Origin of the sequence: Amycolatopsis sp. NPDC049253 (assembly GCF_040678995.1) — a bacterium.
GTDB lineage: Bacteria > Actinomycetota > Actinomycetes > Mycobacteriales > Pseudonocardiaceae > Amycolatopsis.
The window spans coordinates 236,847-259,179 of sequence record NZ_JBFAQX010000006.1; the positions used below are offsets into that span (position 1 = coordinate 236,847).

Here is a 22,333-nt window from a genome sequence, read left to right on the forward strand (position 1 = left end):
GCCTTACGCCGTGCGGAGCTCGATCCGTGAACCGGTGCGGGACTTGTGCACGCGCAGGCGGGTCGGGATGCGCTGGCGGAGTTCTTCGACGTGCGAGACGAGGCCGACGACCCGGCCGCCGGCGCGGAGCTCGTCGAGGATGTTCATCACGACGTCGAGGGTTTCGGCATCGAGGGTGCCGAAACCCTCGTCGACGAACAGGGTGTCGAGCAGCGCACCGCCGGTTTCGCCGGCGACGACGTCGGCCAGGCCGAGCGCCAGCGAGAGCGACGCGAGAAACGATTCGCCGCCCGACAGGGTTTTCGCGGGGCGGACGGCCCCGGAGTAGTCGTCGAGCACGTCGAGGCCGAGGCCGCCGCGGGTGCCGCGCGCGCCGGCCGCGTCGGAGTGCACGAAGGAGTAGCGGCCCTGGCTCATGGTGCGCAGGCGAGCGGTGGCCGCGAGCGCGACCTCTTCCAGCCGGGCTGCGAGCACGTACGACCGCAGCGACATCTTGCGCGAGTTCTGGCCGCGGCCATTGACCACTTCGGACAGTGCGCGCAGCTCGTTGTACTCGGCCTCGACGGGCGCGAATTCCGCGAGCGCCTTGCCCATCCGCGCGGCCAGCTTCTTCAGCTCGCCGTGCTGCGCCGCGATGGATTTCAGCGCCGCGAACGCCGTCTCCGCCCGCTCGCGCGCGGCCTTCGCCACTTCGGCCAGTGGCGCGACCTCGACGACGTCTTCGGGTGAGATGCCGAACAGCTCGGGCTGCGCCAGCAGCTCCCGTGCCCCCGCGGCCGTCGCCTCGGCTTCGGCGAGGCCTTGTTCGAGCTTCGTGACCTGCTCGTCGGAACGGACCGCGCCACGCATCTCCTCCAGCGTGGCGAAACCCTTGGCGTGCAGGGAGATTTCGACCAGGCCGTGTTGCTCGGCGAGGCGGGACTCCGCACCGCCCACGGCCGTGCGCGCCTCCGCGACGGAATCCAACGCGCCCGCCAAGGTGAGCAGGTGCCGCCGGCGCACGGCGACGTCGGGGAACTCGCCCCGCCCTTCGAGCAGCCGCTTCGAGCGTTCGGCCAGCCGTTCCTCCAGCGCACGGACCTCGGCCTGTGCCTCCGTGACGGCCTGGTCCGCCCGGCGCCGTTGCTCCGCGAGCTGGTCGGCTTCCTGCTCCAGCTTGACGACCTGCCGGGCGAGCTGGTCCTTCCGCGCGGCCTGCTCGGAGAGCGTGCCCACGGCGGCTCGAGCCTCCGTCAGCTCCGCGGCCACGGACTCGGCCGTCCGCTCACCCAGCCGCTCGCGCAACGCGTCCAGCCGCGCCTTCGCCTCCTCCAGCGCGGACACCACGCGTTGCCGCAGGGCGCCGGCCTTCTGCTCCGACTCCTCCGCGGCCCGTTCCTCCTCAGGGTCCACGAGCTCAGCCCCGTGCCGCGCCGGCGCCGGGTGCTCCGCCGACCCGCACACCGGGCACGACGCGCCGTCGGCCAGGCCCACGGCCAGCTCGGCGGCCATGCCTTCCAGCCGACGTTCCCGCAGATCGAGCCGATGCTGACGAGCCGCCTGATGCGCGTCCACGACCTCGCGCAGCTTCGCCTCACCGCGCCCGACTTTCGCGACGGCCTCCGGCAGCTCCGCGGCCGCACGCGCGAAGGTGGTGAGCTCGTCGACGCGGGCCTTCGCGCCATCCAGCTTCGCCGCCGCTTCCGCCGCCGACACCGCATCGCCCCGCACCGCCGTGAGCCGCTCCGGCAGCTCCGCCAGCCGCGTCTTCAGCTCGGTGACGCGCTCGGCCGCCGCACCGGCCGCGGTCTTCCGCTCGTCGCGCCGCTCGGTGTCGACGCGTTGCTGCTCGGCCTCCGCGACCAGCTCGGCGAGCGCGCCCGCCTCCTCGCGCAGCGATCCGGCGCGCTCGCGCAGGTCCGCCGAGGCGAGACCGACAGAGTCGAAACCCAGCTCGCCCAAGGCGCGCGTGTGGTCGGCCTCCGCGAGCTGCGCATCACCCAGCTCGGACGCCCGCCGCTCCAGCAGCTCGACCTCGGGCACCACCGCCGACGCCCGCCGCGCGGCCGCGATCTCCTCGGTCCACTCCGCACGTTCGCCCGCGGTCTCGGCGATCTGCGCGAGCCGTGTGTGCGCGGTGCGGACGCGGCGGATGCGGTCGGCGTCCTCCTCGGCTTCCCGCAGCGTGGTCTCGGCCTTGGTCGCGGCCGAACGTGCTTGCGCCGCTTCGGTTTCCGCCGCCTCCGCGCGGGCGGTGACCTCCGCGAGCACGGCGTCGACCCACTCCGCCCGGTCTTCCTCCGGCGGCTCCTGCTGTGCTTCCTGGGCGTAGCGCGCGACGAGCTCCCGCAGCTCCTGCTGCCGTTTTTCCAGCGCCCGCCCACGTTCGGCGCGCAGGTCGGCGAACCAGCGCTCGACGTCGGAGAACCGCTCGGTCCCGAAGAGGCGCTCCAGCAGCTTCTCGCGCTCGGTGGTGTCTGAGCGCAGGAACTTCGCGAACTCTCCCTGTGGCAACAGCACGACCTGGAAGAACTGCGCGGCCGTCATCCCGAGCAGCCGTTCGACGGTGCGCGCGACCTCGTCGATCCGGATGATCCCGTCGGGCGGCAGCCCGGCCGGTGGCTCGCCGACCCAGCTCAGCGACACCTTCGCCTGCTGCGTGGTGAACCCGTCGCCGCGTTTCTTGGCGCGCTGGTACTCCGGGCTGCGCACGATCCGCAGCCGCTGGCGCTGCACCGTCAGCTCCAGCACGACCTCGGTGAGCTGCTCGGGCGCGGCGACGTCGCACCGCAGCCGCTTCACGTCACCGCGCGCGCCCGGGACCACGCCGAACAGCGCGAACGCGATGGCGTCGAGCAGCGTGGTCTTGCCGGCGCCGGTGTCGCCGTGCAGGAGGAAGAGGCCGTCGGCGCCGAGCGCGTCGAAATCGACCACCTCGCGGCCCGCGTACGGACCGAACGCCTCGACCTCCAGCAGGTGCAGCCTCACAGTTTCGCCACCGCCGCCCGGTTGGCCGCTTCGAGCGCGAGGAAGACCAGCCGTTCCTCGGTTTCCGTGGGGAGCGCGCCGCGGCAGTCGTCGAGGAAGCTGCGGGCGATCTCGATGTCGGTGCGCCCGCGGACGGCGTCGGCGTACCTCAGCTGCGCGCCGGCGAGCCCGCCTTCGGGCTCCCAGTCGAGGTGCACGGCGTACGGGAACCGCTCGCGCAGGCGGCGCATCCCGTCGACCGGGCGCACGCGGTCGGTGACCGTGACCGAGAGGAAGTGGTCGCGCCATTCCTCGTGTTCCGGCGCGGCCAGCAGCTCCTGCAGCTCGCCGCGCAGCGTCGCGAGCGGGCGCGGCACGGGCAGTTCGTGGCGGCGGACCTCGGCGAGCCCGGCCGCGTCGAGGTCGACGAGCCACACCGATTTCCGTTGGCGCGCTTCGGAAAACGAGTACGCCAGCGGGCTGCCCGAGTAGCGGAGGTGCTCGGCGAGGGTCTGCGGGCCGTGGAGGTGGCCGAGTGCCACGTAGTCGACGCCGTCGAAAGCGTCACCGGGAACCTGCTCGACGCCGCCGACGGCGATGGTGCGTTCGGATTCACTGCTCGAGCCGCCCGTGACGAACGCGTGGGCCAGGACCACCGACCGCGTTTTCGCCCGCGTGGCAAGGTCTTCGCGGACGCGGCGCATGGCTTCGGTGAGCACGCCGGTGTGTCCGCGCGCTTCGGGCACACCGAGGGCGTGCCGTGACGGCTCGGGTTCGAGGTACGGGATGCCGTAGATCGCGACGTCACCGTGTTCGTCGTTCAGCAGCACCGGTTCGGCGAGGCCCGCGATGGTGGCACGCAGGTGCAGACCGCCGGCGGCCGCGAAATCCGCGAAGGCGCCCAGCCGCGCCGCGGAGTCGTGGTTGCCGGGCGTGATCACGAGCTGCGCGCCGGCCTGGCGGATGCGGCTCATGGCCTTGGTCGCGACTCGGACCGCTTCGGCCGAAGGGACCGCGCGGTCGTAGATGTCGCCTGCCACCACCACAACGTCGACGCGCTCGCTCGTCACGAGCTCGGCGAGGTGGGTGAGGACGGCCTCCTGCTCGGCGAGCAGGTCGGCGCCGTGGAACGTGCGGCCGACGTGCCAGTCGGAGGTGTGGAGGAGTCTCACGGCAACCACGGTAAGAGGCGATCACGACGAAACCGCGGAGACTCGCCGGAGAGCCACTCGAACGTGTGTACGAACCCTATCAGGGTCCCGGTGGACACGCCGACCGCCGGACCGGTGAACGCGCTGGTCAGCTACACAGCGCGACCGAGCGAGCCGGTTTTTGTCGGTGCGGTCCGCCATGATGTCCGCGTCGATCGGCACCGGCCGTTCCGACTGGTCCGGTTGATCGAGCAGGGAAGGAGACTCGGGTGGAGACGGTGATCACGACCGCGGCCGTCGTGCTCGCGCTGCTCCTGTGCGTCGCGGTCGCGCTGCTGTGGCGGCTCTACGGCGACGGGATGCGCCGGGCCGACGCGGCGGCGCGGCTCGTGGCGGCCGAGCGCGCGAAGAACGACCAACAGCAGCTGGCGTTGCGGCGGTACGAGGTGGCGTTCGCGTCCATCAGCGGCCGGGGTGAGCTCGGTGAGCAGGTGCTGGTCGAGACCGCGCGCGCGTTGGGGTTGCGCGAAGAACTGCACTTCACGCTGCAGACCGACCTGGCCGGCGGCGGCAGCGTGAAGCCGGACATGGTGCTGCGGGTGGGCGGCGGCCGCACGGTGCCCGTCGACGCCAAGGCCAGCATGGCGATCTGGGCCGAAGCCGTGGAGACCGACGATCCCGAGGAACGGCTCGACGCGTTGCGCGCCCACGTGCGCCAGATCCGTTCCCGCGCGGCCGAGCTCGCCGGCAAGGGCTACCAGCGCTGGGCCGACGCGATCTACGGCACGATCATGTTCGTCCCGTCCGACGCGGCGGTGGTCGCCGCGCTCGACACCGATCCGGAACTGCTGCGCTGGCTGATCGACCGCCGGGTGTTCCTGTGTGGACCGACGGGGTTCGGGGTGCTGGCGTCGGCCGCCCTGTTCGCGGCGAGCGACCGGGCGCTGGTGGAGGACGTCGAGCAGGTCCGGGCCGGGGCGGCAGCCGCGCACCGTTCGGCGGGGAACGCGGTCGAGGCGCTGAACCTGACCAGCACCCACCTGCAGCGGTTCCTGTCCGCGCGACGGCGCGAACTGGAGGCGCTGGAGAGCTTCCGCGCGACGGTGGCACCCCTGACGGACGCGTCGGGGAGCCCATCGCCGGTGCCGGAGGTACGGAAGGGGGACGAGTTGGCGGCCAGCTGAGGCGAGCTCGTTCGCGGCCTATGCCGGGCCTTCGGCGGGAGGCGACGGGCCGCGGCAGCGGACGGCTGGGCTCGCCCGACCTGCGGCAGGCGCCTGGGCGACGCGGTCGGCAGGGTGACGGATGGGCAGACCGGACGTTTGACGGGCGCCAAGCCGGTGGCAAGGCGAGGCCGGCTTCTGCTCGGTGCTCGCCGGGCGACGCCTGGTGCGCGTGGGTGGCGGTGTGCGGTCCTGGCGGGCGAATCCGTGCGGCCCGTCGCGGCGGCACCTCGTCGCCGGTACAGGAGGTGCAGAAGGGAACCGAGTCAACGACAAGGTGAGGACTGCGCTTTTCCAACCCTTCGCCGGATAGCCGCTGCCAGTCGGGTGGCCGAAGGTCTGATGCCCTGGTGATCGCGCCGGCGTCGGACGGCGAACAGCGCGCCGAGCCGGCGGCACGCCGAGGCAGCCCGTCGCCAGCGTCGGAGGTGCGAACAGCGCGCGCCGCGTCGGCGGCAAGCCGAGGCAGCGGAAGCGGTGTCCGGCGTGGCCCTGATCGCGGCAGTCGAGCGGTCAACGGCCGAGGCCGCACGGCGCGTCACGGTGCGTGCCGGTCGTGGCCGGTTGGGGTCGATGGGGCATGTGCGCTGCCCGGGGTTTGGTTCCGTCGCTGTGAGGTTTCCGGGGAGCGGGAACGTTCCGCGTCGACGACCGCCGCGCCCGAGGCGGCGAGCGGCGATTCGCGTCCGGGCGGAGCCGGGATGGCCGGCCGGACCAGACCACCGGCCTGTATCCGCAGGTCAGGTGACCAGACCAAAGGCCGGGCGCGATGCGCGGCGCGACGGGCCGCGGGACACCACGTGTTCCGGCCGCCGGCAACTCACGTCACGCTGCCGGGTGGCTGGTCAGGGCGGTCTTCGACAGTGGCAGCAAGATCGTGACAAGTAACGGCTACGGTGTTGCCTCGTGACCGCGATACGCGATCGCCAGAGCGATCCTGATGCCGAAGACGCCACCGTGCCCTGGGACGAGCGTCTCGTCGTCGGCGAGAGGCGCGGCCTGCCTTGGTGGGCGGCTGTCCTCGTGGGCTTCGGCCTGGCCGTGCTGGGCGCCATCATCGACGAGAAGACCAAGGGCAGCCTCGACTTCATTTTCAAGGCGGGCTACTTCCTGGGTGCCGTGCTCGCGGTGGGCGCGGTGCAGAGACGCGCTCTGTTCGGACCGATGGTGCAGCCGCCGCTGGTGCTGGCCGTCACAGTGCCCGGTGTGGTGCTCGTGACCGGCGGGTCCGGCTCGGGCAGCGACACCCTGTCGAAGCTGCTCAACATCGGCACGCCGCTGATCAACGGCTTCCCGACGATGGCGATCACCACCGGCGTCACGCTGCTGTTCGGGTTCTTCCGCATCTTCCGCGAACGCGACCCCGACGCCGCCGTGAAGGTCAAGGACGGCAGGCCGCCCCGCGACCGCGGAGACGGCGACGAGCCGCCCGCCCGCCCGCGCACACGTCCGCCGGGCTCGGGTCGCCCCGCCGGCGCCGGCCAGGCCCCGCCGCCCGCCGGCGCGCGCCGCCCGCCGCGCGACCGCGACCTCGACGGTCCGCCCCCGCGCCGCCCCCGGCCCCCCGCCGACCCCGGCGCCCGCCCCCGCCGCGAACCCGGCGACCCCGCCCCCCGCGGCGCGCGCAAGCCCCCGCCTGACGGGCGCCGCCCCCGCCCACCCGAGGGCGACCCCCGTCGCCGCGACCCCCGCGACCCCCGCGGCGACGCGCCCCCGCCCCGCCGTCGCCCCCGCGCGGACGAACCCCCGCCCGGCCGCCCGCGCCCCCCACGCCGCGAACCGCCGCGCCGCCCGCGCCCCTGGGACGACGAGTCCTGATACCCGACGTCGTCGACCGCCGCGGCTCAACACCCGGACCACACCGAAGGCCGCCGATCCAACCCGGATCGGCGGCCTTCGTGCATCCCAGCCCCACGAGAGTCCACCGGCGACCAACGCCTAACCCTCGATCCACGACCCAGCGACTAGGGCACCCACCCGGCTCAAGCTGGAGCAGCCACGCGAAGCAGGCCCGCTCCACGCAAACCCGGCGCAAACCCACAGCCTCGGGCGCAGCCGAACCACAGCCTCCTCGACTCAAACGCCGTCCAGGGTCGAACCGCGCTAGCCACGAGAAGCCGCCCCACACCACCTCTGCCCCGACCCACAGCCAGACCACAGCCGTCCCCGCTGACCGGCATCGCCACATGAAAAAGCCGCGGCGCCCGCCCACAAATCCGGCGGCCGCCGCGGCCTCGAAGGCAAGAACCCGTCAGGACTCCGACTTGGCGGCCTTCCGAAGTTCCTTCGGCAACGCGAACGCGATCTTCTCGTTCGCCGTCGTCACTTCGTCGACCTGTCCGTAGCCGCGGTCGGCCAGAAAGGCCAGCAGGTCCATCACCAGGACGTCCGGCACCGAGGCACCCGAAGTCACCCCGACCGTCGACACGCCCGAAAGCCAGGCCTCGTCGACCTCCGAAGCGAAGTCGACGAGGTACGACGCCCGCGCGCCCGCCTTGAGGGCGACCTCGACGAGGCGCTTGGAGTTCGAGGAGTTCGTCGAGCCCACCACCAGCACCAGGTCGCACTCCGGCGCCATGGCCTTCACAGCAACCTGGCGGTTGGTGGTGGCGTAGCAGATGTCGTCGCTGGGCGGGTCCGCCAGGCCGGGGAAGCGTTCGCGGAGCTGGTCGACGCGTTCCATCGTCTCGTCGACCGAAAGGGTGGTCTGGGAGAGCCAGATCACCTTGGACGGGTCGCGCACGTCGACCTTGTCGACGTCCTCGGCCTTGTCCACGAGCTGCACCTTGTCGGGAGCCTCGCCCGCGGTGCCCTCGACCTCTTCGTGGCCTTCGTGGCCGATCAGCAGGATGTCGTAGTCGTCCTTGGCGAAGCGGTTGACCTCTTTGTGCACCTTCGTCACGAGCGGGCAGGTCGCGTCGATGGTGCGGAGGTTGCGGTCGGCCGCCTCGGCGTGCACGGCGGGCGAAACGCCGTGGGCCGAGAACACGACCAAAGCGCCCTCGGGCACCTCCGACGTCTCGTCCACGAAGATCGCGCCGCGTTCGCGCAGCGTGTCGACGACGTGGCGGTTGTGGACGATCTCCTTGCGCACGTAGACGGGAGCGCCGTAGAGCTCCAGCGCCTTCTCCACGGCGATCACCGCGCGGTCCACGCCGGCGCAGTAGCCGCGCGGCTTCGCGAGCAACACGCGTTTGGCGGCGCCGGACTGGGAGATCGTCGGGGTACCGGCGGGCTCGGTTCCGGGACTCGCAGAAGTCATGCCCCCAGGGTACGGGCTGTGCCGTACCGGCTTCGAAGTCCTCTTTCGGATGACGTCGGCGGCCATCCGGGCTGTGCCGGGAGTCACGTCCTGTGCCCCAACCCACCCGTTCGGTTGGGCAGGATGGCCCGGATACGGCACGCTAGACGGCATGAAGCCACTCCCGCTCCCCCTCCGGGTCGCCGCGGGCCTCGCCGTCACCACCGCCGAGCGGGTTCGTGAGCTCCCGAAGCAGATCACGGGCCTGCCCGTGACCGTCGTCAGCCAGGTCCTCCAGCTGTCCATGCGTGTCCAGCAACACGTCACCGAGCTGGCGATCAAGGGCGACGACGCGCTGTCCGGCCTGCGTCCGGTCGAGGACACCCCGAGCTGGGCGACGTTCGACGAGGACGTCGAGCCCGACCTTCCGACGCGTCCCACGCTGGTGCCCGTCGACGACCTGCCCGAGCCGCGGGCCAACGGCCACCGCCCGAACCTGCCGGGGCTCACGGACGAATCCGAAGACCCGTGGACGCAGGAAGAGCGCGCGCTGGCCGAGGACCACGCCGACGGCGAGAACGACAGCGCCGGCGGCCCTGCGGGCCTGGCCGGCTACGACGACCTCACCCTGCCCCAGCTGCGCGCCCGCCTGCGCCGCCTGACCGTGCCGCAGCTCGAGGAGATCCTCGACTACGAGAAGGCCAACGCCGACCGCGCGTCGTTCGTCGGCATGCTCGCGCGGCGCATCGGCAACGCGCGCAAGGCGGAAGAAGAAGCGAGCCGGCAGGGCGACGACGCGGAAGGCCAGTGAGCAGCGACCCCTCGACCAGCGCCGAGAACCCCTGGCCCGTTCGCACCGTCGCCCGCAAGATCGGCGACTGGATCCACCGCCTCGGCGCCGTGTGGGTGGAGGGCCAGGTCACGCAGATCAACGCGCGCCCCGGCACGCAGACGGCGTTCCTGACGCTGCGCGACCCGTCGGCCGACGTCTCGATGTCCGTGACCGCGCCGATGTGGCTGGTGCGCGAGCTCGCGACGCCGCTGCGCGAAGGCGACCGCGTGGTGGTGCACGCGAAGCCGTCGTTCTTCTTCGGCCGCGGCACGCTCAGCCTGCGTGCCGACGAGATCCGCGCCGTCGGCATCGGCGAGCTGCTCGCCCGCATCGAACGGCTGCGCAAGCTGCTGGCGGCCGAAGGCCTGTTCTCGCCCGAGCGCAAACGCCCGATTCCCTTTCTGCCCCAAGGCATCGGCCTGATCACCGGCCGAGCGTCGGCGGCGGAGCGGGACGTGCTCGTCAACGCGCAGGCCCGCTGGCCGCACGTGCTGTTCAAGGTCGTGAACACGGCCGTGCAGGGCCCGCAGGCCGTGCCGCAGATCCTCCGCGCTCTGTCCACATTGGACAAAGACCCGGAGGTGGACGTGATCGTGATCGCCCGCGGCGGCGGCAGCGTGGAGGACCTGCTGCCGTTCTCCGACGAGGCGCTGTGCCGGGCCGTCGCGGCCGCGGGCACGCCGGTGGTGAGCGCCATCGGGCACGAGCCGGACACGCCGTTGCTGGACCACGTCGCCGACCTGCGCTGCTCCACGCCGACGGACGCGAGCAAGCGCATCGTGCCCGACGTCCGCGAGGAGACCGCCCGCGTCCGCCAGATGCGCGACCGCGGCCGCCGCGCGCTCCACGGCTGGGTCGACACGCAGACACGACTGCTCACCCAGCTGCGCAGCCGCCCGTCGCTCGCCGACCCGCTCGGGCCGATCCAGCGCCGCCTCGACGACGTCGAGGTGCACCGCGAACGCGGCCGGCGCGCCATGCTCGGCCTGCTCGCCAAGGACCAGGCCGAAATCGCCGGCGCGCGCGGCCGCCTGACAGCCCTCGGCCCGGCCGCGACGATGGCCCGCGGCTACGCCGTCGTGCAATTCACCGACGACTCAGGCAACCTCCAGGTGCTGCGCTCCGTCTCCCAGATCGAGGACGGCGCACGCCTGCGCGTGCGGGTCGCCGACGGGGCGATCCACGCCGTCGCGGAGTCAGCGTCCAGCGAGGAAGGAGACGGGCCGTGACCACCAGGGCACCGGCGTTCCTCCCCCTGACCGTCGACGCCGCCGCCCGCCTCGACGCCCGCGCCCTGCTCCACCAGGCGCGCGTCACCGACAGCGCCGCCAGCGAATGCTGGACGGCCCTGCTCGCCGGGTGCGGCACCGCCGCCCGCCGTCAGCTCGGCCCCCAGTTGCGCCGCCTGTCCGAGGCCACGTCCGTCCACGTCGGCACCCGCTGGTGGTTCGCCGAGGGCGCCGACCACCGCCGCCGTGTCGCGGACGCCCAGGAAACCCTCGAGGACGCGATCGCGGACGGTGACGGCCAGGAGTTCGCCCTCGCCTTCGTCGGCTACGACAACGCGATGGCCAGCGCCCTCGTCTGCCGCGAACAGGCCCGCACCCCGCCGCCGACCCCGCCACCCCCGCGAACGGGCGGACGGCACCGGGTCGATCACCGGTCGTGACAGCGCCGGGCGACGCCGGCGCGGTACTGTGCCCGGACAGCCCTGTGCATCGGAACATCGGAGAGCGTCGAGCGTGAGCGAAGCAGGCAGCGAAACCGCCGGACTCGGTTACGAGCAGGCGCGCGACCGGCTGGTCGAGGTGGTCAGGGAACTCGAAGCCGGCGGCCTCAGCCTGGAACAGTCGCTGGCGTTGTGGGAAAAGGGCGAGGAGCTCGCCAAGGTCTGCGAACGCCACCTGGAGGGCGCGCGCGAGCGGATCGAGGCCGCGTTGGCGTCCGTGGAGAACTCCGACGACGCACAGTGATGTGCACCATGCGCGACTGAATCGTTCAGGTGACGCGATCATCTGAGACACTGTTCTCCCGCCGAATTCCGCGATCCGGGAGGCCCGCATGAGCACCGCCAGTGACCCACGTCGCGAAGCACCCGACCGCAACCTCGCCATGGAGCTGGTCCGCGTGACCGAGGCCGCGGCGATGGCCGCCGGCCGCTGGGTCGGCCGCGGCGACAAGATCGGGGGCGATGGAGCCGCCGTCGACGCGATGCGCCAGCTCGTCTCCACCGTCTCGATGCGCGGCGTGGTCGTGATCGGCGAGGGCGAGAAGGACGAAGCCCCCATGCTGTTCAACGGCGAGGAGGTGGGCAACGGCGACGGACCCGACTGCGACGTCGCGGTCGACCCCGTCGACGGCACCACCCTGATGGCCAAGGGCATGCCCAACGCCTTGGCCGTGCTGGCCGTGGCCGAACGCGGGGCGATGTTCGACCCGTCGGCCGTGTTCTACATGGAGAAGCTTGCCGTCGGACCGGACGCCGCGGGCAAGGTGGACCTGGCCGCGCCGATCGCGGAGAACATCCGCCGCGTGGCGAAGGCCAAGAACTCCAGCGTGGGCGACGTGACCGTGTGCGTGCTCGACCGGCCGCGCCACGAGCAGATCATCAAGGAGATCAGGGAAGCGGGCGCGCGCATCCGCTTCATCTCCGACGGCGACGTCGCCGGCGCCATCGCCGCGGCCCGCCCGACGACCGGTGTTGACATGTTGATCGGCATCGGCGGCACGCCGGAGGGCATCATTGCCGCGTGCGCGATGAAGTGCCTCGGCGGTGAGCTGCAGGGCCGGCTGTGGCCGAAGGACGAGCTCGAGCGCGAGAAGGCGCTGGCCGCGGGCCACGACCTCGACCGCGTGCTCACCAACGACGACCTCGTGCGCGGCGACAACATCTTCTTCTGCGCCACCGGCGTCACCGACGGCGACCTGCTACGCGGCGTGCACTACCGCGCCGGCGGCGCCACCACGCAGTCGATCGTGATGCGGTCCAAGTCCGGCACCGTCAGAATGATCGACGGTTACCACCGGCTGGAGAAGCTGCGGGCCTACTCGTCCGTGAACTTCGACGGCAATCTCGACGTGCGCGAGGACGAAGACGTCGTCCCGCCCCTGCCCTGACCCGCTCGTCCGGACCACTAGGAGTCGCCAGGTGCCCAAGCGGTTGTTCGCGCTGCTGCTCACGTTGTTCGCCGCAGTGGCATTGACCGCGACGGCTCTCGCCGCCGGCGGCGCGTCCGCCGGGCCGGCCATCGTCGGCGGGACCGGCGCCGACGAGCCCTACCCGTTCACGGTGTCGATGCACACCGAATCGGGCACGCTCTTCTGCGCCGGCTCGCTGATCGCGCCCACGTGGGTGGTCACCGCCGCCCACTGCGTGTCCGGAAAGGACCCGGCGACGCTCACGTTCCGCTTGGGCACCAACGAAAGCGCGTCCGGCGGCGAAACGGCCCAGCCGGCCGAGATCGTGCTCAACCCGCACTTCAACGCCTCGACGCAGACGGGTGACCTCGCGCTCGTCCGGCTCGCCGCGCCCGCGAAGACGGCGCCGATCGCCGTCGGAGCCGCCGCCGCGCCGGGCACCGCGACCCGCGTGCTCGGCTGGGGCCAGACCTGCGCCACGCCGGGCTGCGGCGATCCCGTGCCGACGTTGCAGCAGCTCGACACGCACCTCGTCGAGGGCGCCAAGTGCACCTCGTCCTTCGACGGCACGGCCGAGCTCTGCACCGACAACCCCGCCGGCAAGGCCGGCTCCTGCTACGGCGACTCGGGCGGCCCCGAGCTCACCCGCGACGGCGACCACTGGACGCTCATCGGTGTGACCAGCCGCCCCGGCAACGGCTCCTCGACGTGCGCGACGGCCCCGTCGATCTACACCTCGGTGGTCGCGTACGCGCCGTGGATCTCGTCGAAGACCGGCTGATCACCAGACCAGCCGAGTCACTCGGCGTTGCTGGAGTGGCCCGGGAACAGGTGCGCCTCCGGGTCGAGCGCCACCGCGATGTTGTTCACCGCCGTCGCCGCTTCGCCGAAGCCCGTGGCGATCAGCTTCACCTTGCCCGGGTAGTGGGCCACGTCCCCGGCCGCGTACACGCGCGGGCGGGCCGTCGCCATCGTCGAGTCGACCGCGATGGCGCGGTGGTCGATCTCCAGGCCCCAGCTCTCGATCGGCCCCAGATCGGCCGTGAACCCCAGCGCGGCGACCACGGCGTTGGCGGGCAGCGTCAGGTCCTCGCCGCCCTTCACCGACACCTCGACGCCCTCCAGCTCGCCCGAAGGTGACTCGACGAACCGCGTCACCTCGGCGTCGATGACCAGTGGCACGCCCAGCTCCCGCACCTCGCGCACGATCGACTCGGCCGCGCGGAACTTCCCCCGCCGGTGCACCAGCGTCACGCTGGCCGCCACCGGGTGCAGCGCCAGGCACCAGTCGAACGCCGAATCGCCGCCGCCGACCACGACCACGTGCTGCCCGGCGTGGACCTGCAGCGACGGCACGAAGTGCACCATCCCGCGGCCCAGCCAGCCGTCGCCGGCGGGCAACGGCCGGGGCGTGAACTCACCGATGCCGGCCGTGATCAGCACGGCTCCGGCACTCAGCACGTCGCCGCCGTCGAGGGTCAGCTCGACGCGATCGCCCACTGTTTCCAGCTTCTCGGCCTTGCGGCCCAGCAGGTACGCCGGGTGCCATGGCGCGGCCTGGTCGACGAGACCCTGCACCAGGTCACGGCCGCGGACGGCCGCGAAGCCGCCCACGTCGTAGATCATCTTCTCGGGGTACATCGCGGTGACCTGGCCGCCCGGCTCCGGCAGGGAATCGACCACGGCCATGGAAAGGCCGCGGAATCCCGCGTAGTAGGCGGCGAACAGCCCGGTGGGCCCAGCGCCGATGATCACGAGGTCATAGTCCATTTAGCTCGCTCCAGCCAGTGGTGGTTGGCGGTGATCGAGAACACACTCATCCTAGTCCGATGAGCCGGGTGGAATACCGGATCGGGGTGGGCGACGCCACCACGCCGCAAGCGCGAAACAGGGCCAGAATCGGGGGTATGGCAGAACAGGAATACCGGATCGAACACGACACGATGGGTGAGGTCCGCGTCCCGGTCGACGCGCTCTACCGCGCGCAGACGCAGCGTGCCGTGGAGAACTTCCCCGTCTCCGGCCGCGGTCTCGAGCGCGCTCAGATCCGCGCGCTGGGCCTGTTGAAGGCCGCCGCCGCGCGCGTGAACCAGAAGCTGGGCGTGCTGGACGCCGACGTCGCCGAGGCCATCGCCGCGGCCGCCGACGGCGTCGCCGAGGGCAAGTACGACGACCAGTTCCCGATCGACGTCTTCCAGACCGGCTCGGGCACGTCGTCGAACATGAACGCCAACGAGGTCATCGCGACGCTCGCCACGCGCGCCCTCGGCCGCGACGTGCACCCGAACGACCACGTGAACGCCTCGCAGTCGTCCAACGACACGTTCCCGACGACCATCCACGTCGCCGCCACGGAAGCCGTGCTCACCGACGTCATCCCGGCCCTGGAGCACCTCGCCGGCGCCATCGAGGCGCGCGCGCAGGAGTGGGCCGACGTCGTGAAGTCCGGCCGCACGCACCTGATGGACGCCGTGCCGATCACGCTGGGCCAGGAAGCCGGCGCGTGGGCCGCGCAGATCCGCTTCGGCATCGAGCGTCTGCAGTCCGGCATCCCGCGCCTGGGCGAGCTGCCCATCGGCGGCACCGCCGTCGGCTCCGGCCTCAACGCCCCCGACGGCTTCGGCGCGGCCGTCGCCGCGGAGCTGGCCACGCTCACCGGCCTGCCGCTCACGGAAGCCCGCAACCACTTCGAGGCGCAGGCGACGCAGGACAGCGTGGTCGAGACGTCCGGCCACCTGCGCACCGTCGCCGTGTCCCTCAACAAGATCGCGAACGACCTGCGCTGGCTCGGTTCCGGCCCGCGCACCGGCCTCGCCGAGCTGGCCCTGCCGGACCTCCAGCCGGGCTCCTCGATCATGCCGGGCAAGGTCAACCCGGTCATCCCGGAGGCGACGCTGCAGGTCGTGGCCCAGGTCGTCGGCAACGACGCCGCCGTCGCTTTCGCCGGCGCGGCGGGCAACTTCCAGCTCAACGTGAACCTGCCCGTCATCGCCCGCAACGTCCTCGAGTCGGCCCGCCTGCTGGCCGCCGTCTCGCGGCTGCTGGCGGACAAGGTCTTCACCGGGGTCACGGCGAACGTCGACCGCGCGCGCCAGTACGCCGAGGGCTCGCCGTCCATCGTGACGCCGCTGAACTCCTACATCGGCTACGAAGCCGCGGCGGCAGTCGCGAAGCAGGCGCTCAAGGAGCTCAAGACCATCCGAGAGGTCGTCATCGAACGCGGCTTCGTCAAGGACGGCAAGCTCACCGAGGCTCAGCTGGACGAGGCGCTCGACGTGCTGCGGATGGCGCGCGGCGGCAAGTAGGGATCTTTTCACGACGGCGAACGGCCCGCTTCCCGGCTCCTCCGGAAGCGGGCCGTTCGCCGTTTCGCCGCGCCCGCCGGCCGGTCACGGCAAGTGGACGAGGCGTACCTCTGCGCACAAATTCATTGCGGGTGCGGCTTCATTGTGCCCGAATCGCCAGGCTGGTAACGTCGTTCACCGCTCTGATTTCCTTTTCCGCGGCGCGGATTGATCAATTCCGCCGCGAAGGAGAGCAAGCAGTTGGGAGGCTGCGATGGCGACGTACCAATATCGATGCGACCGGGACGGTGTCTTCGAGGTGCGCCTGCCGATGGGGACGGCACTCCCCAGCTCGCAGTGTCCGGTCTGCGGTGGCGAAGCGGCCCGGATCTACAGCGCGCCGATGCTGTCGCTGACACCGCGTGAGCTGGTCACAGCCATCGACCGGACGGAGAAAACTCGCGACGAGCCGGCCGTGGTGTCCGCGATACCTCCCGCTCGCGGCCGGTCGCGCGGTCCGACGCCGGCATCGAACCCCGCCCTGCAACATCTGCCGAGACCGTAGGCGAACGCGACCCAGCCTGCGCCCTGCCGGGCAATGGCCCGCTCGCTGGGCCGGCGAAGAACAATTTGCGGCTGATGCCCGGGACGCTCTGCGGAGCCGCCAAGCTCCGCGTTGCGGAGGTACGCAGCACGCACATTACCGGGTCGGTCACCCACCAAGCCGTCGGGAGATGCCATGCCGCAAGTCGTTTTCTCACTCGATTCCACAAAGAAATTCACCGAACAAGAAATTGTCGGCCACAACCGGTGGCACGGAGATATCCCCGCCCAGGTTCACGTCAAGCCGGGCGACTCGTTCCGCGTCCACTGCCGCGAATGGTTCGACGGCGCGATCCACAACGACGATTCCGCCGAAGACGTGCTGAACGCTCCGCTGCCCGGCGTGCACGTGCTCAGCGGGCCGATCGCGGTCGAGGGCGCGCAGCCGGGCGACCTCCTCATCGTGGACATCCTCGACGTCGGCCCGATCCCGCAGGAGGACTCGGGACCGCTCGCCGGCCAGGGCTGGGGCTACACCGGCGTCTTCGCCACCAAGAACGGCGGCGGCTTCCTGACGGAGTGGTTCCCCGACGCGTACAAGGTGGTGTGGGACTTCATGGGCGGCGTCGCCACCTCCCGGCACGTCCCGGGGGTCTCGTACACCGGCATCGTGCACCCCGGGCTGATGGGCACGGCTCCTTCCGGTGCGCTGCTCGCCAAGTGGAACGCGCGCGAACAGACGCTGATCGACACCGACCCGGACCGGGTGCCACCGCTGGCGCTGCCCCCGCTGCCGGATTCCGCGATCCTCGGCAGCCTCACCGGCGCCGAGTTCGACCGGGTCGCGGCCGAGGCCGCGCGCACCGCGCCGCCGCGGGAGAACGGCGGGAACCAGGACATCAAGAACTTCACCAAGGGAACGCGGGTGTTCTACCCCGTCTTCGTCGACGGGGCGAAACTCTCGATGGGCGACCTGCACTTCTCGCAGGGCGACGGCGAGATCACGTTCTGCGGCGCCATCGAGATGGGCGGGTTCATGGACCTGCACGTCGACCTGATCAAGGGCGGGATGGAGACCTACGGCGTCTCCGAGAACGCGATCTTCATGCCCGGCAACGTCGACCCGCAGTACAGCCAGTGGCTCGCGTTCTCCGGCACCTCGGTCACGCTCGACGGGGTCCAGCACTACCTCGACTCGCACCTGTCGTACCAGCGGGCCTGCCTGCACGCCATCGACTACCTGCAGAAGTTCGGCTACAGCGCGATCCAGGCGTACATGATCCTGGGCTCGGCGCCGATCGAGGGCAGGCTCTCGGGCGTGGTCGACATCCCCAACTCGTGCTCCACCGTGTATCTGCCCACCGCGATCTTCGACATCGACGTGCGTCCGTCGGCCTCCGGCCCGGCACAGGTCGAGCAGGGCATGAGCGTGCCGACGGCGAGTTTCTGACGCCGGCGCCGGCCCGGTGACCGGGCGGGAGGCGGGCCGCCTCCCGCCCGGTCCGGCACGTCGAGAACGCACCCCATCCGCCGGAGGAGGCGGTCATGACCACAGCACCACCAGAACGCGGCCACCACGGGCCGTGGCGATGGATCAACGGCACCATGCCCGAGGTCGACGAACGGGCGCTGAAGGTGCCCGTGGTCGGGTTCGTCGAGTACTGCCTGCGCGGGATCGGGCAGGTGGTGTTCATGAACAGCCCGATCACCGGCGCGTTCATCCTGCTGGCCACCTGGCTGCAGGAGCCGTGGCTCGGGTTCGGCGCCACGGTGGGGGTGGTGGCCTCGACGCTCGCCGCACTGGCGCTGGGATTCGACCGCGACGCGATCCACGCGGGTCTCTACGGGTTCAACGGCGTGCTCGTCGGCCTCGGCCTCGCGCTGTTCCTCGCACCCGAGTGGGACGGGATCGTGATCCTGTGGATCATCCTGCTCAGCGCGGTGTCGTCGATCCTGATGGCCGCGCTGGCGGCGGCGTTCGGCGGCGCGTGGGGCGTGCCGCCCTTCACGCTGGCCTTCAACATCACCACTCTGCTGTTCCTGATCACCGCACTGCACATCACGCGCGGGCGGCTCAGCGACTCGATCGCCCCGGCGGCACCGGAGGTGGACGGGCCCGCTGTGCGGACGTCACTGCGGGCGAGCGCCGACGCGGTCGGCAACACCGACGTGGTGGCCGTGATCAACGCGATCTTCCGCGGCATCGGCCAGCTGTTCTTCTGCAACAGCCTGCTCGCCGGCGTGCTGATCATCGTCGGGATCGCGTTCTGCTCCCGGATCGCCGCCCTCTTCGCGCTGGTCGGCTCGGCCGTCGGGATGCTGACCGGCATGGCCCTCGGCGCCGACGGCGTGCTGATCTACAACGGGCTGTGGGGCTTCAACTCGTTCGACGCCGCGCTGGCGATCGCCGGCGTGTTCTACGTGCTGACCTGGCGCTCGGCCATTCTCGGTGTCCTGTGCGCGATCTTCACCGCCCTGCTCTTCGGGGCCATCGGGTCGATGTTCGTGCCTTGGGGCCTGCCCGCGCTCACCCTCCCGTTCTGCTTCGGCACGCTCACGTTCGTGCTGCTGAAGAACACTTCGACGTACTTCGAATGGGTGCCACCCGCGGAGGTCGTCACACCGGAAGAGCACGTGCGGCGCTCGCACCGGGAACACGCCATGGCGACCTCCGGCGAGCAGCGGGCCGAAGCCGCGTGACCCGTCCGGTCACACAACCGAAGGGATTCTCGTGGCGAAAGTGCTTTGTGTGCTCTACGACGATCCGGTCGACGGCTACCCGAGCTCGTACGCGCGGGACGGCGTTCCCCGCATCGACCACTACCCGGACGGGCACAGCACACCCAGCCCGAGCGCGCTCGACTTCACCCCGGGAGAGCTGCTCGGGAGTGTGTCCGGGGCGCTCGGGCTGCGCCACTTCCTGGAGACGGCCGGCCACGAGCTGGTGGTGACCTCCGACAAGGACGGGCCCGGCTCGGTGTTCGAGCGGGAGCTCCCGGACGCGGAAGTGGTGATCTCACAACCGTTCTGGCCCGCGTACCTGACCGCTGAACGCATCGCGAAGGCGCCGAAGCTGAAGCTCGCGATCACGGCGGGGATCGGCTCGGACCACGTCGACCTCGCCGCCGCGATCGACCACGGGATCACGGTCGCCGAGGTCACCTACTCCAACAGCGTCAGCGTGTCCGAACACGTCGTGATGATGATCCTTTCCCTGGTGCGCAACTACCTTCCGGCGCACCAGTGGGTGCTCGACGGCGGCTGGAACATCGCCGACTGCGTCGCCCGCTCCTACGACCTCGAGGCGATGGACGTCGGCACCGTCGCCGCGGGCCGGATCGGGACCGCGGTGCTGCGCCGGCTGAAGCCGTTCGACGTCCGGCTGCACTACACCGACCGGCACCGGCTCCCGGAGGAGGTCGAGGCGGAGCTCGACGTCACCTACCACCCGGACGTGCAATCGCTGGTGCGGGTGTGCGACGTCGTCACGATCAACGCCCCGTTGCACCCCGAAACCGAGAACCTGTTCGACGACGCCTTGATCGGTCGGATGAAACGGGGCGCCTACCTGGTCAACACGGCCCGGGGGAAGATCTGCGACCGGGACGCGGTCGTACGGGCCCTGGAATCGGGTCAGCTGGCCGGGTACGCCGGCGACGTGTGGTTCCCGCAGCCCGCGCCGCGGGACCACCCGTGGCGGACGATGCCGCACCACGGCATGACCCCGCACACGTCCGGCACCTCGCTGTCGGCGCAGGCCAGGTACGCCGCCGGGACGCGGGAGATCCTCGAGTGCCACTTCGCGGGCCGCCCGATCCGCGACGAGTACCTGATCGTCGAAGGAGGCCGCCTGGCCGGGACCGGCAAGCATTCCTACAGCGCGAAGTGAGATCCCCGGACCGGTGAAGAGTGTGGCTGCCCCGGATCTCGAGGTTGCCGACCACGGCACCGGCGAACCCCTGCTGCTGATCCGGCGGCACGCCGGGACTGCCGGCTGGTGCTCGACTCGTGTGGCGTCGGCAATGCCCTCGTGTTGGAGAAGTCCTTGGGCGGGCTCATCGCGCCGCAGTTCGCCGCTTCAGGATGGAAGGCGGAGTACGAACGAGCCGTGCCCGGCTGGCGAAGCGGGCCGGGGCCACGATGTTCAAGTCGGAGCTGCCCGCGGTGCAGAGCTGGGACTTCGGCGCGGACCAGGCGACGACGATCGGGCAACCGGTCCGCTACCTCCTCGGTTCGGAAAGCCTCCCCCTGTTCGCGCAGGGCCGTGATCTCGTGCACGACTGGCTCCCGCAGACCGAAGACGTCACGTTGCCCGGGCTCAACCACCTGCTCCAGGTTCGCGATCCGGCCGGAGTCGCCAGAGCGCTGGCCGGTTTCCTGGGCCGCCATCCCGTCCCCACGCGGTGATCGAGCACGCCGGAACCGTCAAGAGATGACCCGAAGCCGCCCGGCCGCCTGCCGGGGGAGCTTCGCGACGGCCCGAGCCGTTTCTTCGTCCGCAGGCAGGAAGACGACCAGCTGCTGCCCGTCCTCCGCTAGTTCCATCGTCTCCCGGTTCAGCCGCAGCGAACGTCCAGCGGGGTGGTTCAACCGCAGAACCCCGCGTGGTGGCACGGCGGTCGAGTTGAGGCGGCTGGTGAACTCCGGACCGGCGACGGGCGCGAGGTCCGCCGTGAGCCACTCCGAGTTCTCGACCGCGGGCCCGAGCCACAGGTCGAACGCCCGCTCGTCGGCGACCTCGGCCCAGTCGGCGAAGAACTCGCGGGCGCGGGGGTCGGTGAAGACGTAGCGGGTGAGGTTCGGCGCCTCGGTGTCGAGCAGGCCGGTCCCGGCCGTCACCGCGGCGAAGCCGGTGGTGTGGGCGAGAAGGTCACCCAGCCGGTTGGTCACCACGGCGATGCCGGGTTCGAGGAGCCGCAGCGTCTGGAGGACCGAAGCTCGCACTTCCCGCCGCGCGGGTGCGGGCCGGACGTGGGCCGTGCACTCGCCGCCGGTGATCTTCGTGAGGTAACGCAGGTGGGTGCGTTCGGCGGGGCCCAGGCTGAGCGCGTCGGCGAGGGCGTTCACCACCGGCAAGGACGGGTTACGGTCGCGGCCCTGCTCGATGCGCGTCAGGTATTCGACGCTGATGCCGGCCCGCGAGGCGAGGTCCGACCGCCGCAGGCCAGGCGAGCGGCGACGGCCGTGTGACGGCAGGCCCAGCGTCTCCGGCTGGGTGCTGTCGCGCTTGGCCCGGATGAAGTCCCCCAGCGGCGTCCCCATGTCACCGAGCATAGGCCGGTTCGGGCGTGCTCAGCGTGGCCGTGGCGGGGCCGGCCTGAGCGCGGTCTGGTTGCCGCCTCGGCCGGCGCCCACTGTGGTGGTCATGGCACACAAACTCGTGATCATCATCGGCAGCGTCCGCGACGGCCGGTTCGGCCCGGCCGTCGCCTCGTGGGTGGCCGAGCGGGCCCGGGAACACGGCGGGTTCGAGGTCGAGGTCGTCGACCTGGCGGACGTCGAGATCCCACTGTCGCTGCCCGCGGCGTCCCCCAAGTACGCCGGCGACAGTTACCCGCGCCCCGCCGGGATGGGGCTCCTGACGTCGGCGCTGGAGAGCGCGGACGCCATCCTCGTCGTCACCCCGGAGTACAACCACAGCTATCCCGCGTCACTGAAAGCGGCCATCGACTGGCACTTCACGCAGTGGACGGCCAAGCCCGTCGCGTTCGTCAGCTACGGCGGTGCGGCCGGCGGGCGGCACGCGGTGCTGCACCTGGAGAACGTGCTGACCGAGCTGCACGCGGTGACCATCCGCGACGGCCTGGCCTTCCCGAACTACTTCACCGCGTGGGACGACGGCCGGCCGCTCGACCCCCAGGTCGGCGCCTACGCGAAAACGCTGCTCGACCAGCTCGCCTGGTGGGCGGGCGCGCTGCGGGCGGCGCGGGAGGCCGAACCGTATCCGGCCTGACGTGTTCGCAGGTCAGGGCCAT

The 22,333-nt window shown here is 71.5% G+C and carries 20 protein-coding genes; 15 read left to right on the forward strand and 5 right to left on the reverse strand.

Annotated elements, in window-relative coordinates; translation table 11 throughout:
• Positions 1–3 precede the first annotated feature (3 nt).
• Both AB0K15_RS16875 and AB0K15_RS16880 read right to left on the reverse strand, forming a co-directional pair.
• Complete coding sequence (locus AB0K15_RS16875) at positions 4–2,967, reverse strand: SMC family ATPase (protein WP_364050422.1); 2,964 nt, start codon at positions 2,965–2,967, stop codon at positions 4–6.
• Positions 2,964–4,118 (reverse strand): exonuclease SbcCD subunit D C-terminal domain-containing protein, encoded by a 1,155-nt coding sequence (locus AB0K15_RS16880; protein WP_364050425.1) that lies wholly within the window; start codon positions 4,116–4,118, stop codon positions 2,964–2,966. Before AB0K15_RS16880 ends, AB0K15_RS16875 begins: the two co-directional genes overlap by 4 nt.
• Positions 4,119–4,366: 248 nt before the next feature.
• Here AB0K15_RS16880 and AB0K15_RS16885 point away from each other — a divergent pair, with 248 nt between their 5' ends.
• Positions 4,367–5,281, forward strand: coding sequence for a DNA recombination protein RmuC (locus AB0K15_RS16885; RefSeq protein ID WP_285972587.1), 915 nt, complete (start codon positions 4,367–4,369; stop codon positions 5,279–5,281).
• A 945-nt stretch (positions 5,282–6,226) separates the two neighbouring features.
• A complete protein-coding gene (locus tag AB0K15_RS16890; protein WP_364050428.1) occupies positions 6,227–7,138 on the forward strand; it encodes a DUF6542 domain-containing protein in 912 nt (303 codons plus the stop codon).
• A 433-nt stretch (positions 7,139–7,571) separates the two neighbouring features.
• On the opposite strand, the gene AB0K15_RS16895 is transcribed toward AB0K15_RS16890, so the two are convergent.
• The gene (locus AB0K15_RS16895) at positions 7,572–8,582 is read right to left on the reverse strand and encodes a 4-hydroxy-3-methylbut-2-enyl diphosphate reductase (RefSeq protein WP_364050431.1); all 1,011 of its coding nucleotides are present in this window, start codon (positions 8,580–8,582) and stop codon (positions 7,572–7,574) included.
• A 151-nt stretch (positions 8,583–8,733) separates the two neighbouring features.
• Here AB0K15_RS16895 and AB0K15_RS16900 point away from each other — a divergent pair, with 151 nt between their 5' ends.
• From AB0K15_RS16900 to AB0K15_RS16925, 6 genes are all read left to right on the forward strand, one after another.
• On the forward strand, positions 8,734–9,372 hold the full coding sequence (locus tag AB0K15_RS16900; protein WP_364050434.1) for a lipid droplet-associated protein: 639 nt from the start codon (positions 8,734–8,736) through the stop codon (positions 9,370–9,372).
• Complete coding sequence (gene xseA, locus AB0K15_RS16905; RefSeq protein WP_364050437.1) at positions 9,369–10,622, forward strand: exodeoxyribonuclease VII large subunit; 1,254 nt, start codon at positions 9,369–9,371, stop codon at positions 10,620–10,622. Before AB0K15_RS16900 ends, xseA begins: the two co-directional genes overlap by 4 nt.
• Positions 10,619–11,062 (forward strand): hypothetical protein, encoded by a 444-nt coding sequence (locus AB0K15_RS16910; RefSeq protein ID WP_364050440.1) that lies wholly within the window; start codon positions 10,619–10,621, stop codon positions 11,060–11,062. Before xseA ends, AB0K15_RS16910 begins: the two co-directional genes overlap by 4 nt.
• 73 nt (positions 11,063–11,135) lie before the next feature.
• Entirely contained in the window at positions 11,136–11,366 is a 231-nt protein-coding gene (locus tag AB0K15_RS16915; protein WP_220244087.1) for an exodeoxyribonuclease VII small subunit, read from the forward strand.
• 88 nt (positions 11,367–11,454) lie between these two features.
• Complete coding sequence (gene glpX / locus AB0K15_RS16920) at positions 11,455–12,510, forward strand: class II fructose-bisphosphatase (RefSeq protein WP_364050444.1); 1,056 nt, start codon at positions 11,455–11,457, stop codon at positions 12,508–12,510.
• Between the two features lie 31 nt (positions 12,511–12,541).
• Positions 12,542–13,312 (forward strand): serine protease, encoded by a 771-nt coding sequence (locus tag AB0K15_RS16925; RefSeq protein ID WP_364050447.1) that lies wholly within the window; start codon positions 12,542–12,544, stop codon positions 13,310–13,312.
• A gap of 17 nt (positions 13,313–13,329) precedes the next feature.
• Here AB0K15_RS16925 and AB0K15_RS16930 read toward each other — a convergent pair whose 3' ends face one another.
• Entirely contained in the window at positions 13,330–14,301 is a 972-nt protein-coding gene (locus AB0K15_RS16930) for an NAD(P)/FAD-dependent oxidoreductase (RefSeq protein ID WP_364050450.1), read from the reverse strand.
• Positions 14,302–14,438: 137 nt separating this feature from the next.
• Between AB0K15_RS16930 and AB0K15_RS16935 the strand changes: the two genes are divergently transcribed.
• The 6 genes from AB0K15_RS16935 (at position 14,439) to AB0K15_RS16960 (ending at position 20,765) form a co-directional block, all read left to right on the forward strand.
• Positions 14,439–15,836, forward strand: coding sequence for a class II fumarate hydratase (locus AB0K15_RS16935; RefSeq protein WP_364050453.1), 1,398 nt, complete (start codon positions 14,439–14,441; stop codon positions 15,834–15,836).
• A 253-nt stretch (positions 15,837–16,089) separates the two neighbouring features.
• On the forward strand, positions 16,090–16,380 hold the full coding sequence (locus AB0K15_RS16940) for an FmdB family zinc ribbon protein (RefSeq protein WP_364050456.1): 291 nt from the start codon (positions 16,090–16,092) through the stop codon (positions 16,378–16,380).
• Positions 16,381–16,554: 174 nt separating this feature from the next.
• Positions 16,555–17,808 carry a formamidase gene (gene fmdA / locus AB0K15_RS16945; RefSeq protein WP_364050459.1) on the forward strand — a complete coding sequence of 418 codons (1,254 nt, stop codon included), beginning with the start codon at positions 16,555–16,557 and terminating at the stop codon, positions 17,806–17,808.
• Between the two features lie 95 nt (positions 17,809–17,903).
• Positions 17,904–19,058, forward strand: coding sequence for an urea transporter (locus AB0K15_RS16950; RefSeq protein WP_364050462.1), 1,155 nt, complete (start codon positions 17,904–17,906; stop codon positions 19,056–19,058).
• A 31-nt stretch (positions 19,059–19,089) separates the two neighbouring features.
• Entirely contained in the window at positions 19,090–20,247 is a 1,158-nt protein-coding gene (locus tag AB0K15_RS16955) for an NAD-dependent formate dehydrogenase (RefSeq protein WP_364050465.1), read from the forward strand.
• A gap of 251 nt (positions 20,248–20,498) precedes the next feature.
• Entirely contained in the window at positions 20,499–20,765 is a 267-nt protein-coding gene (locus AB0K15_RS16960) for a hypothetical protein (protein WP_364050468.1), read from the forward strand.
• 18 nt (positions 20,766–20,783) lie between these two features.
• Here the strand turns inward: AB0K15_RS16960 and AB0K15_RS16965 are convergent, their stop codons facing one another.
• Entirely contained in the window at positions 20,784–21,620 is an 837-nt protein-coding gene (locus AB0K15_RS16965; RefSeq protein ID WP_364050471.1) for a helix-turn-helix transcriptional regulator, read from the reverse strand.
• A 103-nt stretch (positions 21,621–21,723) separates the two neighbouring features.
• On the opposite strand from AB0K15_RS16965, the gene AB0K15_RS16970 reads away from it, so the two are divergent.
• A complete protein-coding gene (locus AB0K15_RS16970; protein WP_364050474.1) occupies positions 21,724–22,311 on the forward strand; it encodes an NAD(P)H-dependent oxidoreductase in 588 nt (195 codons plus the stop codon).
• The last annotated feature ends 22 nt before the right edge of the window (positions 22,312–22,333 follow it).

Bases quoted from the DNA above. Each gene is read 5' to 3' on its own strand.
- AB0K15_RS16895 (WP_364050431.1), bottom strand. From the start codon at position 8,582: ATGACTTCTGCGAGTCCCGGAACCGAGCCCGCCGGTACCCCGACGATC.
- AB0K15_RS16900 (WP_364050434.1), top strand. From the start codon at position 8,734: ATGAAGCCACTCCCGCTCCCCCTCCGGGTCGCCGCGGGCCTCGCCGTC.
- glpX (WP_364050444.1), top strand. From the start codon at position 11,455: ATGAGCACCGCCAGTGACCCACGTCGCGAAGCACCCGACCGCAACCTC.
- AB0K15_RS16930 (WP_364050450.1), bottom strand. From the start codon at position 14,301: ATGGACTATGACCTCGTGATCATCGGCGCTGGGCCCACCGGGCTGTTC.
- AB0K15_RS16935 (WP_364050453.1), top strand. From the start codon at position 14,439: ATGGCAGAACAGGAATACCGGATCGAACACGACACGATGGGTGAGGTC.
- AB0K15_RS16940 (WP_364050456.1), top strand. From the start codon at position 16,090: ATGGCGACGTACCAATATCGATGCGACCGGGACGGTGTCTTCGAGGTG.
- fmdA (WP_364050459.1), top strand. From the start codon at position 16,555: ATGCCGCAAGTCGTTTTCTCACTCGATTCCACAAAGAAATTCACCGAA.
- AB0K15_RS16950 (WP_364050462.1), top strand. From the start codon at position 17,904: ATGACCACAGCACCACCAGAACGCGGCCACCACGGGCCGTGGCGATGG.
- AB0K15_RS16960 (WP_364050468.1), top strand. From the start codon at position 20,499: ATGTTCAAGTCGGAGCTGCCCGCGGTGCAGAGCTGGGACTTCGGCGCG.
- AB0K15_RS16965 (WP_364050471.1), bottom strand. From the start codon at position 21,620: ATGGGGACGCCGCTGGGGGACTTCATCCGGGCCAAGCGCGACAGCACC.
- AB0K15_RS16970 (WP_364050474.1), top strand. From the start codon at position 21,724: ATGGCACACAAACTCGTGATCATCATCGGCAGCGTCCGCGACGGCCGG.